This window comes from Variovorax sp. P1_H12_2 (genome assembly GCF_056405335.1).
In genome coordinates, this window is the sequence record NZ_JBFUCI010000129.1 from 1 (window position 1) to 14,530 (window position 14,530).

16 protein-coding genes are annotated in these 14,530 nt (G+C 67.6%); 7 read left to right on the top strand and 9 right to left on the bottom strand.

Translation table 11 applies throughout. From position 1 onward, the window contains the following. The 3 genes from AC1D2K_RS15055 to AC1D2K_RS15065 form a co-directional block, all read left to right on the top strand. Nucleotides 1-759: branched-chain amino acid ABC transporter permease (locus AC1D2K_RS15055; protein ID WP_478089637.1), on the top strand; the 759-nt coding region annotated here is incomplete at its 5' end. A 14-nt stretch (nucleotides 760-773) separates the two neighbouring features. Next, nucleotides 774-1,589, top strand: coding sequence for an ABC transporter ATP-binding protein (locus AC1D2K_RS15060; protein ID WP_478089638.1), 816 nt, complete (start codon nucleotides 774-776; stop codon nucleotides 1,587-1,589). Next, complete coding sequence (locus tag AC1D2K_RS15065; protein WP_478089639.1) at nucleotides 1,582-2,286, top strand: ABC transporter ATP-binding protein; 705 nt, start codon at nucleotides 1,582-1,584, stop codon at nucleotides 2,284-2,286. Before AC1D2K_RS15060 ends, AC1D2K_RS15065 begins: the two co-directional genes overlap by 8 nt. Here AC1D2K_RS15065 and AC1D2K_RS15070 read toward each other — a convergent pair. The 4 genes from AC1D2K_RS15070 to AC1D2K_RS15085 all read right to left on the bottom strand — a co-directional run bounded on the left by AC1D2K_RS15070 (nucleotide 2,271) and on the right by AC1D2K_RS15085 (nucleotide 5,575). After that, a complete protein-coding gene (locus AC1D2K_RS15070; protein WP_478089640.1) occupies nucleotides 2,271-2,639 on the bottom strand; it encodes a non-heme iron oxygenase ferredoxin subunit in 369 nt (122 codons plus the stop codon). The two genes, AC1D2K_RS15065 and AC1D2K_RS15070, sit on opposite strands and share 16 nt — an antisense overlap. An 8-nt stretch (nucleotides 2,640-2,647) precedes the next feature. Then, on the bottom strand, nucleotides 2,648-3,118 hold the full coding sequence (locus AC1D2K_RS15075; RefSeq protein ID WP_478089641.1) for an aromatic-ring-hydroxylating dioxygenase subunit beta: 471 nt from the start codon (nucleotides 3,116-3,118) through the stop codon (nucleotides 2,648-2,650). A gap of 2 nt (nucleotides 3,119-3,120) precedes the next feature. After that, nucleotides 3,121-4,365 carry an aromatic ring-hydroxylating oxygenase subunit alpha gene (locus tag AC1D2K_RS15080; protein ID WP_478089642.1) on the bottom strand — a complete coding sequence of 415 codons (1,245 nt, stop codon included), beginning with the start codon at nucleotides 4,363-4,365 and terminating at the stop codon, nucleotides 3,121-3,123. A gap of 64 nt (nucleotides 4,366-4,429) precedes the next feature. Further along, nucleotides 4,430-5,575 (bottom strand): NAD(P)/FAD-dependent oxidoreductase, encoded by a 1,146-nt coding sequence (locus AC1D2K_RS15085; protein WP_478089643.1) that lies wholly within the window; start codon nucleotides 5,573-5,575, stop codon nucleotides 4,430-4,432. 115 nt (nucleotides 5,576-5,690) lie between these two features. Between AC1D2K_RS15085 and AC1D2K_RS15090 the strand changes: the two genes are divergently transcribed. The 3 genes from AC1D2K_RS15090 to AC1D2K_RS15100 all read left to right on the top strand — a co-directional run bounded on the left by AC1D2K_RS15090 (nucleotide 5,691) and on the right by AC1D2K_RS15100 (nucleotide 8,262). Beyond that, on the top strand, nucleotides 5,691-6,608 hold the full coding sequence (locus tag AC1D2K_RS15090) for a LysR family transcriptional regulator (protein WP_478089644.1): 918 nt from the start codon (nucleotides 5,691-5,693) through the stop codon (nucleotides 6,606-6,608). Nucleotides 6,609-6,697: 89 nt separating this feature from the next. Continuing rightward, nucleotides 6,698-7,030: a 2Fe-2S iron-sulfur cluster-binding protein gene (locus tag AC1D2K_RS15095; protein WP_478089645.1), complete on the top strand. Its 333-nt coding sequence runs from the start codon at nucleotides 6,698-6,700 to the stop codon at nucleotides 7,028-7,030. Continuing rightward, nucleotides 7,030-8,262, top strand: coding sequence for an NAD(P)/FAD-dependent oxidoreductase (locus AC1D2K_RS15100; protein WP_478089646.1), 1,233 nt, complete (start codon nucleotides 7,030-7,032; stop codon nucleotides 8,260-8,262). The genes AC1D2K_RS15095 and AC1D2K_RS15100 overlap by 1 nt, the downstream gene beginning before the upstream one ends. Before the next feature lie 46 nt (nucleotides 8,263-8,308). Here the strand turns inward: AC1D2K_RS15100 and AC1D2K_RS15105 are convergent, their stop codons facing one another. From AC1D2K_RS15105 to AC1D2K_RS15115, 3 genes are all read right to left on the bottom strand, one after another. Next, complete coding sequence (locus AC1D2K_RS15105) at nucleotides 8,309-9,343, bottom strand: aromatic ring-hydroxylating dioxygenase subunit alpha (RefSeq protein WP_478089647.1); 1,035 nt, start codon at nucleotides 9,341-9,343, stop codon at nucleotides 8,309-8,311. 82 nt (nucleotides 9,344-9,425) lie between these two features. Then, entirely contained in the window at nucleotides 9,426-10,181 is a 756-nt protein-coding gene (locus tag AC1D2K_RS15110; protein WP_478089648.1) for an SDR family NAD(P)-dependent oxidoreductase, read from the bottom strand. Further along, on the bottom strand, nucleotides 10,172-11,245 hold the full coding sequence (locus tag AC1D2K_RS15115) for an oxamate carbamoyltransferase subunit AllG family protein (protein WP_478089649.1): 1,074 nt from the start codon (nucleotides 11,243-11,245) through the stop codon (nucleotides 10,172-10,174). The genes AC1D2K_RS15110 and AC1D2K_RS15115 overlap by 10 nt, the downstream gene beginning before the upstream one ends. 291 nt (nucleotides 11,246-11,536) lie before the next feature. Between AC1D2K_RS15115 and AC1D2K_RS15120 the strand changes: the two genes are divergently transcribed. Beyond that, nucleotides 11,537-12,688, top strand: a complete 1,152-nt coding sequence (locus AC1D2K_RS15120; RefSeq protein WP_478089650.1) for an ABC transporter substrate-binding protein — start codon at nucleotides 11,537-11,539, stop codon at nucleotides 12,686-12,688. A 93-nt stretch (nucleotides 12,689-12,781) separates the two neighbouring features. Here the strand turns inward: AC1D2K_RS15120 and AC1D2K_RS15125 are convergent, their stop codons facing one another. Continuing rightward, nucleotides 12,782-14,035, bottom strand: a complete 1,254-nt coding sequence (locus AC1D2K_RS15125; protein WP_478089651.1) for a xanthine dehydrogenase family Fe-S subunit — start codon at nucleotides 14,033-14,035, stop codon at nucleotides 12,782-12,784. Then, nucleotides 14,032-14,530: FAD binding domain-containing protein (locus AC1D2K_RS15130; RefSeq protein WP_478089652.1), on the bottom strand; the 499-nt coding region annotated here is incomplete at its 5' end. The genes AC1D2K_RS15125 and AC1D2K_RS15130, both read right to left, overlap by 4 nt.

Genomic DNA, 14,530 nt, shown 5'->3' on the forward strand with positions numbered 1-14,530 from the left:
ATCGTGGGCAAGCTGTCGTTCAAGATCCGTGGCGCCTATTTCGTGATCGTGACGATCAGCTTCGCCGAAGTGGTGCGGCTGGTGGCGCTGAACTGGGTCGACCTGACGCAGGGGCCGCTGGCATTGAGCAACATTCCGCCGCTCGGCTTCAACTTGCCGCTGGTGGGCGAGAACGTGTTCTGGAGCAAGCTGCCGAACTACTACCTGGTGCTGGCGCTGGCCGTGGTCGCCTACGTGCTGATCCGCCGCGTGGTTCATTCCCGCATGGGCAGGGCCATGATCGCGCTGCGCGAGAACGAGTCGCTGGCAACCTCGGTCGGCATCGACGTCACGCGCTACCTGGTGTTCGCCGCCGTGATGTCCGCAGCCCTGGCGGGCGCGGCAGGCAGCCTCTATGCGCACTACATCCGCATCATCGATCCGGACATCTTCCTGTTCATCTACACGGTGACGATGGTGATCATGGTGGTGACCGGCGGCAAGGGCACCCTGGCCGGACCGATCGTCGGCGGCGTCATCTTCGGCGTGCTGCCGGTCGGCCTGCGCGCGGTGGCCGCGCCGGAGGTGCAATGGGTGGTCTACGGCATCGTGATGGTGCTGATCGTGTTCTTCCTGCCGCGCGGCATCGTGCCGGCGGTGTGCGACTTCTGGGCCCGCAGGACCGGTGGCATCCAGCGCCACCAGCGCGCCACACCGGCAGCGCCGGCGCAGGCCTCGCCACCCGAGTCGGCGGCCAAACTGAACGGCGCAGCCGGCTGACCATGCAAGCAACCATGAACCCCCCGATCCGACCCGCCGCGCCGGCCACCTCGAGCGGCAGGAAGATCCTGTCGATCGACCATGTCGCCGTGCATTTCGGCGGCCTGGTGGCCATCTCCGACATGAGTTTCCACGTCAACGAAGGCGAGCTGGTCAGCCTGATCGGCCCCAACGGCGCCGGCAAGACCACCGCCTTCAACGTGGTGACCGGCTTCCTGCGCCCGACCAAGGGCGAGGTGCACTTCCGCGACGTCGCGCTGCACAGGCTCAAGCCGCACGAAGTGGCCGGTGTGGGCCTGGTGCGCACCTTCCAGAAGACCAGCCTGTTCACCACCAACACGGTGTTCGAGAACGTGCTGACCGGATTGCACCGCCACGGCAACGCCTCCGCCTGGTCCACGCTGCTGGCGCTGCCGGGCATGCGCCGCGAGGAGGCCCGGCTGCGCGAAGCCGTCTGGGAGACGCTCGACTTCGTCGGCATCGCGCACCGGGCCAACGAACTCGGCGGCTCGCTGCCCTACGGCGAACAGCGCCTGCTGGGCGTGGCCGTGGCATTGGCGGCCAACCCGACGCTGCTGCTGCTCGACGAGCCGGCCGCCGGCATGAACCCCTCGGAGACCGGAGACTTCATGGCGCTGCTGGCCCGGATCCGCCAGCGCGGCATCTCGATCCTGCTGGTGGAACACGACATGCCGCTCGTGATGGGGGTCTCCGACCGCATCGTGGTGCTCAACTACGGCAAGATCATCGCCGACGGGTCGCCCGCGGAGATCCAGGCCAATCCGGAAGTCATTCGCGCCTACCTCGGCCAGGGGATCAAGCATGCTTGAGATCGACAACATCGTCTGCCGCTACGGCAAGGTCGACGCCATCAAGGGCGTCTCGCTGAAGGTCCGCAAGGGCGAACTGGTGACGGTCATCGGCGCCAACGGTGCCGGCAAGTCGTCCACCCTGAAAGCCATCTCGGGTCTGCTGCCGCCGGCCAGCGGCACCATTCGATTCGAAGGCGTGGACATCACGCGGGCCACGCCGCAGCGCATCCTGTCGATGGGCATCGCCCACTGCCCGGAAGGCCGACGCGTCTTTCCGCAGATGACCATCCAGGAGAACCTCGAGATGGGCGCCTACCGCCGCAAGGACAAGTCGGGCATCACGGCCGACATGGCGCGCATGTTCGACAACTTTCCGAAGCTCGCCGAACGGCGCTACCAGATGGCCGGCACGCTGTCCGGTGGCGAGCAGCAGATGCTCGCCATCGGCCGCGCGCTGATGTCCCGGCCCAAGCTCGTGATGTTCGACGAGCCGTCGCTGGGCCTGGCGCCGAACATCGTCGAGAAGACCTTCGAAATCATCCAGAAGGTGCGCGCCGATGGCGCCACGGTGCTGATGGTCGAGCAGAACGCCTATGCCGCATTGGACATGTGCGACCGCGCCTACCTGTACGAGTCAGGCTCGTTGGCGCTGGAGGGGACGGGCAAGGACATGATCCACGACCCCCACGTGCGCAAGGCCTACCTGGGGGGCTGATCCGGGACCGGACATCCATCCGGCGGCGCAATGAGCACGAAGATGTCCTTGCCGATGATCTTCACGGGGAACACCGCGATCGCCTCGGTCGCGGGACGGCAGAGGGCCTGGCCGGTCCGGATGTCGAAGCGCGCCTGGTGCAGCGGGCACTCGATCTCGCAACCATCGAGATAGCCTTCGGAGAGATGGGCACGCTCGTGCGAACAGATGTCTTGCGTGGCGTGCACCTCGCCATCGATCCTGTAGAGGGCAATCGGGCGACCGCCCGCGTGGACGCCCTTCACCTCGCCCTCCGCCACCTGGTCGACGCCGGCGGCGCGCTCCCAGCCTCGCCCTGCTTGTTGCTCGTCCATGGCGGGCCTCAGATCGGGTAGACGATCGAATTCGGAACCAGCTCGCTGTCGAAGACGCAGATGCGCTCCTTGAACTTCAGCCGGCCCTCCTCGCTGACGATGGTGTCGATGTAGCGCCCGGTGTTGAAGACCTCCGAGAAGGCGTCGAGCTTGGTGCGCAGCACGACGTAGTTGGCTTCGGCGTGGATCACGCCATCCTCGCTGCCGAGGATCCTCGGAGCGCCCACGACGTGGCGCTGCATGTAGGGCGCGTGGTAGATGGTCTCGTTCATCCCGTAGACGCGGTCCTTCAGCATGGCCTTGCTTTCGAGCGCCAGCGCCGACATCTTCAGGCCGGCGTCGAAGTTCTCACGCGAGACGATGCGGTACATGCATTCGTCGGTGAAGAAATCGGGCCACTCCTGGTACTGGGTGTCGTCCACGCAGCGGACGTAGTCGGTGTAGAGGTCCTGCACCGCGAATCGGGTCGTCGCATCCATCTTCAGATCTCCATCACTTTGCGGTAGTACTCGTACATGCCCCGGATCAAGGTCTCCGAGATATGAGTGTCGGTGTCGGCGACCTCGCGCCCGCCCAGTTCGCACAGCGACTCCGCCTCTGCGTTCTGCGATACGCCCTCCTCCACCAGCCCGATGATTTCGCTGTCGTCCACCGAGACGAAGCCGGCCGGTCCGAACAGGTTGGCCTGGCGCAGCCGGCGCTGCGTCATCTCCGGCGAGTCGTCGGCGAAGCCCAGGTGGGTCCAGATGTAGTCGAAACTGCGCGGGCCGCGCGGAATCACCTGGCGCACGGCGACCGAGTTGATCTGCTGCTGCATGATCACGCTCGGGAAGATGCTCTGGATGACTGCGGTCGGGCCGTTCCACCACGGCTCGGTCTCGACATCGAGGAAGCGGCCGTCGTTGAGCGCCATGTTCTCGCGATAGCTGCTGACGCCGGAGGTCGCCTCGCCCTTGCCGCCTTCATTTCGCACGGTGACCATGGCCGAGTGGCGATGCTGGTCGTCCATGACATTGGCGGATTCATTGTCGGCGCGCCACAGGCCGTAGTTGACGAACCAGGTGTGCAGCAGCCCCGGGTGGTAGCAGTCCTTGAGGTTCTCGTGGATCAGCTTCCAGTTGCCCGGCACGCGCTGGCGGTTGTAGCCCAGGACCTTCAATTCGCGGCCGTCGAACACGCGGTCGAAGTACTTGAGCATGGTGGGGCCCAGGAACTCCTCGAAGCTCGGCACCTCCGGATGGAAGCTCGCGAAGACCACGCCGTGGCGCACCGCGACCTGGAGCCTGGTCAGGCCATGGTTTTCACGCTTGAAATCGGCGGGCATCCCGCCTTTGCCCTTGAGGCCGCGCATGAAGGGCACGCCGAGCAGGTTTCCCTTCAGGTCGTAGCTCCACTGGTGGTAGGGACAGATGAAGTCCTTGCGGTTGCCCGTGTGCGCCTGGCAGAACTGTGCCCCGCGGTGGGCACAGCGGTTCTCGACCACGTTGACGCTGCCGTCCTCGTCCCTCACGACGATCACCGAGCGTTCGCCGATCCAGCTGCGCTTGTAGTCACCCGGGCGCGGGATCTCGGACGTGAGCGCCACGTAGTTCCAGTGCGGGCCATTGAAGATCCGCTCCTGCTCGCGGCGGTAGATCTCCGGGTCGGTGTAGAGCCAGAACGGCATGCGCGACGAGCCGGGCCGGTGCCAGTGGCGTACGAAGGAAATGGGTTGAGGACTGTTCATCGTCTGCTCCTTGGAATGTGTCGGCGCCTCGCGGCACCGCATGGGTCAACGGGGGCTGCGGAACTCAGGCCAGCCACATCGGCATCGTCTGCGCCAGCGCGCCGGCGCTCTCGGTGCGGGCACCGTTGAGCGCGAAGCCGCGCAACTGTCCGGCTTCGTCGCGAAACAGCGACTGCACGCCGCTGGCATCGGACTCGGTGTGCCACTCGCCCGACACGTCGATCGGCGGCGGGCACACCACGGACGGACAGGCCGGCGTCTTGACCACCACCGGCATCGCCGCATAGCGCACCGTTGCGGCCTCGCCTGCCAGGTTGGCGGCAACCACCTTGGCGGCCGGTCCGATGGGCGCGATGTAGGGCAGCCACAGGCCATCCACCTGCGCGCAGTCGCCCAGCGCGTAGACATGCGAATCGCTGGTGTGCAGGCCGGCATCGACGCTGATGCCGTGCGCCACCGCGAGCCCGGCCGCACGCGCCAGCGCGGTGCGCGGGCGCAGGCCGATGGCGGACAGCACGAGGTCGGCGTCGAAGGCATCGCCGTTGGTGCACAGGATGCGCACGCCCTTGCCCTTCGCCTCGATGCGTTCGACGCCGGTGCCGAGATGCCAGTCCACGCCGGCTCGCTGAAGCGCCTCGTGCATGCAGCGGGCGTTTGCATCCGGAAGCAGGCGGTGGAGCGGCAGGCCGGCGATATCGATCACCTTGACCGCGAAGCCCGCATGCACCAGGTCATTGGCGAACTCGCAGCCGATCAGGCCGGCGCCGAGGATGGCGACCACCTTGCGGCCTCCTGCCGCCGCGCGAAAGCGCCGGTAGTCGCAGAGGTCGTTGACGCTGAGCACATGCGCCAGCGACTCCGCATCCAACGCAAGGCGCATCGGTTCGGCGCCCAGGGCCAGGACCAGGCGGTCGTAGCCGAGCCGGCCCCTGGAGGTTTKAAGCAGGCGGGCGGCCAGGTCCAGCTGCGTCACCCGCGTGTCGCGCCATACCTCGCCCTCGATCTGCGCGGCCATGGCCTCGGCGCTGCGCGAACTCAGCGCCGCCACGGGCGCGCCGAGACGAAAGGCTTCGGACAGCGTGGGCTTGGAATAGAAGTGGCCGTCGTCCGCCGTGACCACGACCAGGCGGGCCGTCTTGTCGCGCTTGCGGACTTCGCGCGCCACCGAGTAACCGGCCAGCCCGCTCCCGACGATGACGATGGACTGCATGCGACCTCCTCCAGGCACGGCCTTGATGTCTTGCGCGTCGGCCGGCACCGCCGCGCTGTCCTTGTCAAAAATGTAGGCGGCCGCATACCATACGTAAATCGCACGAGGTCGATTCATGGTATTCAAGAAAATAGATATTGCCGATCTCGACCTGAAGCTGCTGGTGGCCTTCGAAGCGGTGCTGATACAGCGCAGCGTCACGGCCGCGGCGGACCGCATCGGCCTCAGCCAGCCGGCCATGAGCACCTGCCTGGGCAAGCTGCGCAAGGTGCTGAACGACCCGCTGTTCGTGCGCACATCGCGCGGCATGGAGCCGAYGCCCTTCGCCATGGAACTGGCAGAGCCGATCCGCCACGCCTTGCATCTGATCCGCCAGACCCTGAACCACGACAAGCATTTCGACGCCGCCACGTCGACTCGCACGTTCCGGATCATCATGACCGACATCGGCGAACGGGTCTTCCTGCCGGGGCTGCTGCAGCGGCTCAGCGAGGTCGCGCCGGGTGTCAACCTGCACACGGTGCAGCTCCCCATGAAGGAGATGCGCGAGGCGCTGGAATCGGGCGAGATGGACCTGGCGGTCGGCTTCATTCCCGACCTGGCCGCCGGCTACTACCAGCAGCGGCTGTACAACCGCTCCTATGTCTGCGTGACCCGCAGCGACCATCCGGTCATCGGCCGCAAGCTGAGCCTCAAGCAATACCTGGCGGCATCGCACGCCATCGTGTCGGCGCCCGGCACCGGCCATGACGTGGTGGAGCGGGTGCTGAGCGAGAAGGGCTACACACGCAGGGTGGCGCTTCACGTCACCCACTTCCTGGCCATCCCGCTGATCGTGGCCAACACCGACCTGGTCGTGACGATCCCGACCATGCTGGCCGAGTCCTATCTGCCGACCAGCAACATCAAGCTGCTGACCCCGCCGCTGAAGATGCCGGTCTACGCCATCAAGCAGTATTGGCACGAGCGTTTCCACGAAGACCCGGCCAACCGCTGGCTGCGCGAGCTGTTCAGCGATTTGTTCACGGACTGACGAGGCGCGCTCCCTGGCCTCCGCCGCATCATGGTGTTAAGATTCTATTAATAGAACCTTTACATCGGACTGCGAACGAAGGAGTACGCATGGTCAGCATCACCTACATCGAACCGTCAGGCCAGGCGCTGACACTGGAACTGTCCGAGGGCTGGAGCCTCATGCAGGKCGCGGTGGCCCACGGGGTCGACGGCATCATCGGCGAATGTGGCGGCTCCTGCGTCTGCGCCACCTGCCATTGCTACGTGGACATGGATCGCCTGACGCAGCTGGCGCCGCCGAGCGAAGAGGAAGGCGAGCTGCTGGCATGCGCGGCCGCCGAGCGCAAGGCCAACAGCCGGCTGGCATGCCAGATCAAGGCCAGCCCCGCGCTGGAGGGCCTGGTCGTGACGATCGCCCCCTTGCAGGGCCTCGGCGTGTGATGAAGCACATCGTGATCGTCGGCGCTGGCCAGGCCGGGCTCCAGGCCGCCGAGACGCTGCGCGCCGGCGGCTTCGATGCGCCGATCACCCTGCTGGGCGACGAGGCGCACCTGCCCTACCACCGCCCTCCGCTCTCCAAGGCCTGGCTGGCAGGCAGCCTGGGCGCGGACCAGTTGGCGATGCGCACCGAGGCGGCGCTGGAGCGCAAGAAGATCGCCGTGCGAACCGGTGCCAAGGTCGTCGCCATCGATACGGCGGGACGGTCCGTCGCCCTGGCCGACGGTAGCCGCCTCGGCTATTCGGGCCTGCTGCTGGCCACTGGCGCCACGCCGCGGACCCTGCCCTGCGCCGCGGCGGCGACCGACGCCGTGCGCGTGCTGCGCTCGCGCGACGATGCCGACGCGATTTCGGCACGCCTGTCGCATTGTGCGCAGCGCGGCCTTGCGCTGATCGTGGTCGGTGGCGGCTTCATCGGCCTCGAAGTCGCCGCGACCGCGCGCGCGCTCGGCGTGGCCGTGACCATCCTCGAAGCCGCGCCGCGCCTGCTCGAACGGGTGCTCGCCCGGCCCCTCTCCGACTGGTATTTACGGCTGCACCTGAGCCATGGCGCGCGGGTGGTGCTGGATGCGCGCATCGGCGGCATCGAGGCCGCGGCCGACGACACGGTCGAAGTGCGCCTCGCCGACGGGCGCATCTTTCCCGCCGGGCTGGTCCTGATCGGCATCGGCGTCGACGCCAACGATACCCTGGCGCGCGACGCCGGCATCGAGTGCGCTTCGGGCATCGTCGTCGATGCCCATGGCCGCACCTCGGCGCCGGGCGTCACGGCAGCAGGCGACTGCACGATCCGGCGACTCGACGATGGCGAGCTGCTGCGTCTCGAGTCGGTGCAGAACGCGGTCGAGCAAGGCCGCGCCGCCGCCTCCACCTTGCTGGGGCTGGATCGCCCCTTCGCGGGTACGCCCTGGTTCTGGTCGGACCAGCACGGCAGGAAGCTGCAGATCGCGGGCCTCTCGGGCGGCGCCGACGGCTGGACCGTGCGCGGCGACATGCAGGGCCACGGCTTCTCGGTCTTCCACTACCGCGACGCGCGCCTGATCGCGGTGGATTCGATCGACGCCGCACGCGATCACCTGGTCGCGCGCAAGCTGCTTGCGGCCGGCGCCTCGCCGACCCCTGCGCAGGCGGCCGACCTCGCGCTCGACCTCGCGACGCTGATCGCCGGCGCCTGACAGGCGCTACGCGAAAAGGGCCTTCGATCTCGAAGGCCCTGCGGCCTCAGCGATCGGCCCCGGCCGTCTCGCGCTCGATCAGGCGGTCCACCATGCGCCGCATCTTGCGCGGCGCTGCATCGATGCCCAGCACGATGCGCTTGTAGTCGGCGTTGCGCTCTTCCTCGCACTGAATCCGCTCGAGAATGACCTTGTCCTCCTGGAAGGCCTTGTCCAGGTCGGCCGTGAGTTCGGCGTCGATGTCCTGTTCGTCGATGCGGAAGTTGCGCACATGAAACCAATGCTGCAGCACGGTCCGTTCGTCCACCGGGGTGAGCACGTGACAGGCATGCATCTGGATGCCTTCGTGGCGATCGCCGGCGTCGGGGATGGTGCCGCTGACGCAGGAGCCCATGTCGATCGCGAAGAAGCAAGGTGCCGTGTAGTTGTAGTAGTGCCAGCGGTCGACCGCACCGCTGAGCTTCCCGTACTTGGCGAACAAGGGGATCGCCTGCGCCCCGCGGATCCAGCGCCAGACGGTGATGGCATCGTCGCCGTACTCGTTGTTCACCGGAACCGTCGCGCCCGCGGGCGTGCCCAGCGTGGTGGTGTGCACGAAGGTCACGTGCGCCGGGTCCAGCAGGTTGTCGCACAGGCTCAGGTAGTTGCACTCGATGCGCAGCGTCTGGCCCTGCACCGCATGCCATCCTTCGGCGCCGTACTCGTCGAGCTGGAAGATCTTCGCCGTGTCGGCGGCGGCGGGGTCGCCCATCCAGACCCAGACCAGGCCGTACTTCACTTCGAGCGGATAGGCCGCGACCGTCGCATTGGCGGGGATGATCTCCTGCCCGGGGATGCGCACGCACTTGCCGGCACAGTCGAAGGTCATGCCGTGGTAGCCGCATTCGACGGTGTCGCCCTTGAGCTTGCCGAGCGACAATGGCGCGAGCCGGTGCGGGCAGGCGTCCTGCAGCGCGACGATGCGGCCGTCCTCGCGGCGGAACAGAACGAGCGGCTGTTCCAGCACCACGTGGCGCGACAGTTCCCTGCCGATCCGGTCGGCCCACACCACGGGGTACCAAGCGTCCTTGACGTATTTCACTTTGTCTCCTTTCGGTTGTTGCAAGAATCGATCGGGCTGCCGCGCTCTGCGGCGCGCGCGGGCGGCAGGCCGATGCCAGGGGTCAGTGGTAGTAGGCGCCGCCGTCCACGACCAGCGTCTGTCCGGTGATGAACGCCGAGTGCGGGCCTGCGAAGAAGCCCACCGCGCCCACCACGTCGCCTGGCAGCATGTCGCGCTTCAGCGCACGGTTCTGTACCGAGAAGCCCGCCACGGTGCTGGCAAGTTCCGGATTTCTGTGCACGCCGTCGCTGAGCGTGAAGCCCGGCGCCACGCTGTTGACCAGCACGCCATGCGGACCGAGTTCGCTCGCCAGGGTACGGGTCATCGAGACGATCGCGCCCTTGGACGCCACGTAGTGCAGCATGCCCGGGTTGCCCTTGAAGGCGACGCCCGACGAGATGTTGATGATGCGGCCACTGCCCTGGGCCTTGAAGGCCGGCAAGGCGGCGCGGCAGCAGAGGAACTGCCCGATCACGTTGACGTCCAGCATCTTGCGCCAGTCGGCCACGGTCAGTTGCTCGAAGGGCTTCAATTGCAGCGTGGAGTAGATGGCGGCGTTGTTCACCAGGATGTCCGCGCGCCCGAAAGCCTCCAGCGCCGTCGCGACCATGCGCGCGGTGTCGTCCTCGCTCGACACGTCGGCATCCACGGCGGTCGCCCGGGCGCCGCCTTGCCGCAGCTTGTCCGCCGCGGCCTTGCCGCCGGCCAGGTCGGCGATGACGATCGAGGCGCCGCGCTGCGCCAGCGCCTCGCAGATCGCATAGCCGATGCCCATCGCGCCGCCTGTGACGATCGCAACCTTGTCTGCTAGATCCATTCGTGTTCTCCTTGTTGAAACAATGTGATCGGCGGGCAATAGACGCCCCTGCCGATGGGCCCGGGACCGCCCGCCCGGTCGAGGATCGCGAGATGAACCATCGGCGCCGTACGGCTCGCACGGATGCGATCGAGATCGACAAGTCCCGAGGCCGGGTCGACGATGCGCATGCGCCGCGTCAACGCATCGGCGGGCAGCACGGCGGCCCACTCCTCGCGCAGCGCCGGTGCGTGCTGCAAGGCCTGGCCGCCGAAGCCGCAGGCGTCGACCAGGGCGCTGTCGCCGATGGCGCCCAGCGCCTGCGCGGCCAGCTCAGGCCGAAAGTACTTGCCGAGCGGTGGCGTGGCCGCTGCGACTCTCCAGGCGGTCTCGCCGCGCGGGCGCCATCCGAACTCGATGCCGTTGCCGCCTATCGCGGCGATCCGACCGCCCTCCACCTGGATCTTCCAGGCGCTCCAGGCCATCCAGATGCCGAGCACGAAGCCCGGGTTGGCCAGCAGCAGCGCCTTCGCCGCGGGGCTGAGCCCGGTCAGCGCGTTGACGAAGAGCACGTTGCCGGCCGAGGTCAGGGCGTGGCAATCGTCGCCGAGCTCCAGCGCGGCGCGCATCAGGGCTTGCGGGTCGGGCAACTGCGCGAGCAAGGGATTGATGGCCGCGGCGATCTGCCCGCAGCCCTCACGGGCGCGCTCAACGCAGCCCGGGTCGCTCGACCCGAAGCGCAGCGCGGGCGGCACGCCCTCGCTGACCGGCGCGTAGCCGCGATGCCCCTCGTCGCCGACTTCGAAGCACCACATCGAAGGCGCCAGCACCTGGGCCAGCGGCGCGGCAATGCCGAAGTCCTGCGCCGGGCGCAGCGCGATGCGCCGCGCGCCGATCATCTCTCGCGCCTCGGCCGGGTCGCCGGCCAGGCCGCCGATCACCGCCGCCTGCGCCGCCGCCGCCGCGACGGCCCCGGGCGGCGCGCCGCGATAGGGCGGCCCGGCATGGAACAGGGTCCGGGCTGGAAGCTGCGGCAGCGCCTCTTCGAGGCGAACCAGCCGGATCAGTCGCGCGAGCCGCTTCATGGGTTGGCGAGCCGGTCCGAACAGCCGGACCCTGCGAGCGCGTGCGCAAGTCTTTCCGGCCGGACAGGTCCGCCAAGGTGCTCGTCCAGATGCATCGCCGTTCTCCGATTGGATTTAACGTTCTATTTATAGCACGATAGAACTCTATGCGAGCAGTAAAAACCATGACCCCGCTGCCGGACCATTGGTATTTAAATATAGTCATCCTATTGTTAGGCCAATAGGGTGACTAGCTCGGGATGCGCCGGCACTCCGTCGGTGCGCCAAGCGAGGACAACAGGAGACGACGAGATGAGAAAGACACTGACAAGAATCGCACTGGCTGCGGCCGTTGCGTGCCTGGGGGCGACCGCCGCGGCCCAGGACGTCATCAAGATCGGGGTCAACCAGCCCCTCACGGGCGTGGTCGCGGCATCGGGCAACTATGTGACCACCGGCGCGAAGATCGCCGCCGACGAAATCAACGCCGGCGGCGGGATCAACGGCAAGAAGATCGAACTGGTGATCGAGGACAACAAGAGCAATCCGACCGAGGCCGCCAACGCCGCCGAGAAGCTCATCGTGCGCGACAAGGTGCCGGTGATGATGGGCGCATGGAGCTCCACCTACACGCTGGCCGTGATGCCCAAGCTGATGGAGTACAAGGTGCCGATGGTGGTCGAGACCTCGAGCGCCGACAAGATCACGACCTCGGGCAATCCCTACGTGTTCCGCATCAGCCCCACGAACGGGATGGAAGCCGTCAATTTCGCCCGCTTCGTCGCGCCGCTGAACATCAAGAAGGTCGACTTCCTGGTCGTCAACAACGACTGGGGCCTGGGTGCGGCCTCCGAGTTCGGCAAGATGCTCAAGGAGAAGGGCGTCACGGTGAACCGCACGCTGCACATGGACGCCTCGGCGCAAGACATGTCGGCGCAGCTCTCGACCATCAAGGGCACCGACAGCGAGACGCTGTTCATCACCACCGGCCCCGAGCAGATGACGCTGCTGCTCAAGCAGGCCCAGGCACTCGGTCTCAAGCGACAGGTCGTCACCACCGGCGGCACGGTTCCGGACCAGCTGATCGAGCAGGCCGGCGTCGCCGCCAACGACTCGCTGCACGACGCGATGTTCGCCCCGTGGTTCCCGGAGACCGCGCCGAACCCGGCGGCCGCGAAGCGCTTCGTGACCGAGTGGGCGAAACGCGGCGTGCCGGCCGCGGGCATGCCCGAAGGGGCCAGAGGCTACGACGCCATCCACACCATCGCAGCGGCGATCGCCAAGGCCGGCAGTGCCGACTCCGAGAAGATCCGGGCCGCGCTTTGGGATGTGAAGGTCAATGGCCTCACGGGCAACATCTCGTTCAACAAGGTGGGACCGAGCGGCAAGGAAAGCGGCCAGAGCCCGGCGACCACCCACCTCGTGAAGATCGAGAACGGGAAGATCATTCTGGTCAGCAAGTAGGTGGCTTGAAAACGCGGCGACCGGGAGCGCCGGCACCGCGATTCGGGTGATCGGCGATCACCCGCCTCCGCCCGCGTCACGCGGGCGGATGTCCTATCCGCGGCCGAAGAGCGAGCGGAAGAAGCCGAGGATGCGGTCGCGCAGCACCGAGAACACCAGCGCACCTGCATTCAGCTCGGCGGCGGGCTGCGGCAATGCCGCACCGCGGCCGGCGCCGCTGCCGTCATGGCTCAGACGTGCACGCAGGTTCTCGGCAAAGGCATCGGTCATGCGCTTGGCGATGTCCTTGACGATGCTGGAGCGGCTGAACTGCGCGAGCGACCCCGTCAACGCGAAGCCCACCTGCACGTCGACGCGGGTCGCGGCGCCATCCTTTTCCTCGAAGAGGTCGTAGCGGATCTCGCCGCGCGTGGCCGAGCTGGACTTGGTGTCGCGGGCGCTGCCGAAGATGGTGCCGCTGAAGTTGGCGGGATCGCGCTCCACATCGGCCGCGCCCTCGAAGTCGGCCACGATCGGGCCCACCTTGATGCGCAGCTTCGGCTCGACATGGGTGTCGGTCGGCGGCGCCAGCAGCGATGCGCCGGGCAGGCAGGTGGTCACGTCGGCCAGGCGGCCGAAGAAATCCCAGACCTTGTCACGCGGGAAGTCGACGCTGAAGCTCTGGTTCAGCGTGGTCATCGGCTTGCTGCTGTCGACCGCCGGACGGACCGCAGCGGCCTTGCCGGCTGGCGCCGGATCGGGCGCCCTGGCGACCGGCACGGCCCTGGCCGCCGCAGCGGTGCCCCCGCTGCCCGTGCTGCCCGCCGCCATCGGCGGCGCATGGCCCGAACCGACCGGGCCCAGCGTCTCGCGCGCGCTGACCGCGGCGATGATCCCGGCCGCCTTGCGTTCCGCGATGACGCTCTGCACGGCGCGCACGATGCCGACATAGCCGGTGCAGCGGCAGAGGTTGCCGCTCATCGCATAGCGGATGTCCTGCTCGGTGGCGTCGGGCATGCGCAGCACCACGTCATGGGCCGAGGCCAGCATGCCGGGCGTGCAGTAGCCGCACTGCAGCGCATGTTCGCGCGAGAAGGCCGCGCGCAGGGCACGCATCACGACATCGTCGTCCATGCCTTCGATGGTCGTGATGCTGGCGCCGTCGCAGGCCACCGCCAGCGTGATGCAGGAGCGCGCCGGCACGCCGTCGATCATCAGCGTGCAGGCGCCGCAGACGCCATGCTCGCAGCCCAGGTGGGTGCCGGTCAGGTCCAGCGAATCGCGCAGGAAATCGGCGAGTTGGGTGCGCGGTTCGACGGCCGTCGCGCAGACGGCCTTTCCATTGACGGTCAGCTGAATCGTTTTCATGGCTGTTCGGCCCGGTCGACGGCGCGCTTCAACGCGGCGAGGTGAATCTGGTTGTCCAATGCATCGGCATGGCCGGCATCGGTCAGGAGCTTGCGGGCGGCATCGACGTCGAGACGGCGGCCGTCGGGAAACAGGGGCCGCGCATCGCGCATCACGATCGGCCTCGATTCGGTCGCGCCGAGCACCACGCGGCACACGGCGCGTTCCGGATCGTGCAGCACCACACCGATCGCATGGGCGAACTCCCCGGTCTTGCGGCACAGCTTGTGATAGCCCCAGCGCGCACTGCGCGACAGGCGCGGGATGCGCACCGCTTCCAGCATCTCGCCCGGGCCGAGGTCGACCTCGAAGACGCTGGTCATGAAGGCGTCGATCTGCATGCGGCGCTGGCCCGAAGGCCCGGCGATGAGCACTTCGGCGCCGATGGCGGCCAGGCTGGAGATCCAGTCGGCCGAGGGATCGGCATGCACCAGGCTCCCGCCCAGCGTGCCGCGG

Excerpts from the sequence above, each read along its gene's own strand:
- AC1D2K_RS15060 (WP_478089638.1), top strand. The coding sequence starts at position 774 with ATGAACCCCCCGATCCGACCCGCCGCGCCGGCCACCTCGAGCGGCAGG.
- AC1D2K_RS15065 (WP_478089639.1), top strand. The coding sequence starts at position 1,582 with ATGCTTGAGATCGACAACATCGTCTGCCGCTACGGCAAGGTCGACGCC.
- AC1D2K_RS15070 (WP_478089640.1), bottom strand. The coding sequence starts at position 2,639 with ATGGACGAGCAACAAGCAGGGCGAGGCTGGGAGCGCGCCGCCGGCGTC.
- AC1D2K_RS15075 (WP_478089641.1), bottom strand. The coding sequence starts at position 3,118 with ATGGATGCGACGACCCGATTCGCGGTGCAGGACCTCTACACCGACTAC.
- AC1D2K_RS15080 (WP_478089642.1), bottom strand. The coding sequence starts at position 4,365 with ATGAACAGTCCTCAACCCATTTCCTTCGTACGCCACTGGCACCGGCCC.
- AC1D2K_RS15100 (WP_478089646.1), top strand. The coding sequence starts at position 7,030 with ATGAAGCACATCGTGATCGTCGGCGCTGGCCAGGCCGGGCTCCAGGCC.
- AC1D2K_RS15110 (WP_478089648.1), bottom strand. The coding sequence starts at position 10,181 with ATGGATCTAGCAGACAAGGTTGCGATCGTCACAGGCGGCGCGATGGGC.
- AC1D2K_RS15115 (WP_478089649.1), bottom strand. The coding sequence starts at position 11,245 with ATGAAGCGGCTCGCGCGACTGATCCGGCTGGTTCGCCTCGAAGAGGCG.
- AC1D2K_RS15120 (WP_478089650.1), top strand. The coding sequence starts at position 11,537 with ATGAGAAAGACACTGACAAGAATCGCACTGGCTGCGGCCGTTGCGTGC.
- AC1D2K_RS15125 (WP_478089651.1), bottom strand. The coding sequence starts at position 14,035 with ATGAAAACGATTCAGCTGACCGTCAATGGAAAGGCCGTCTGCGCGACG.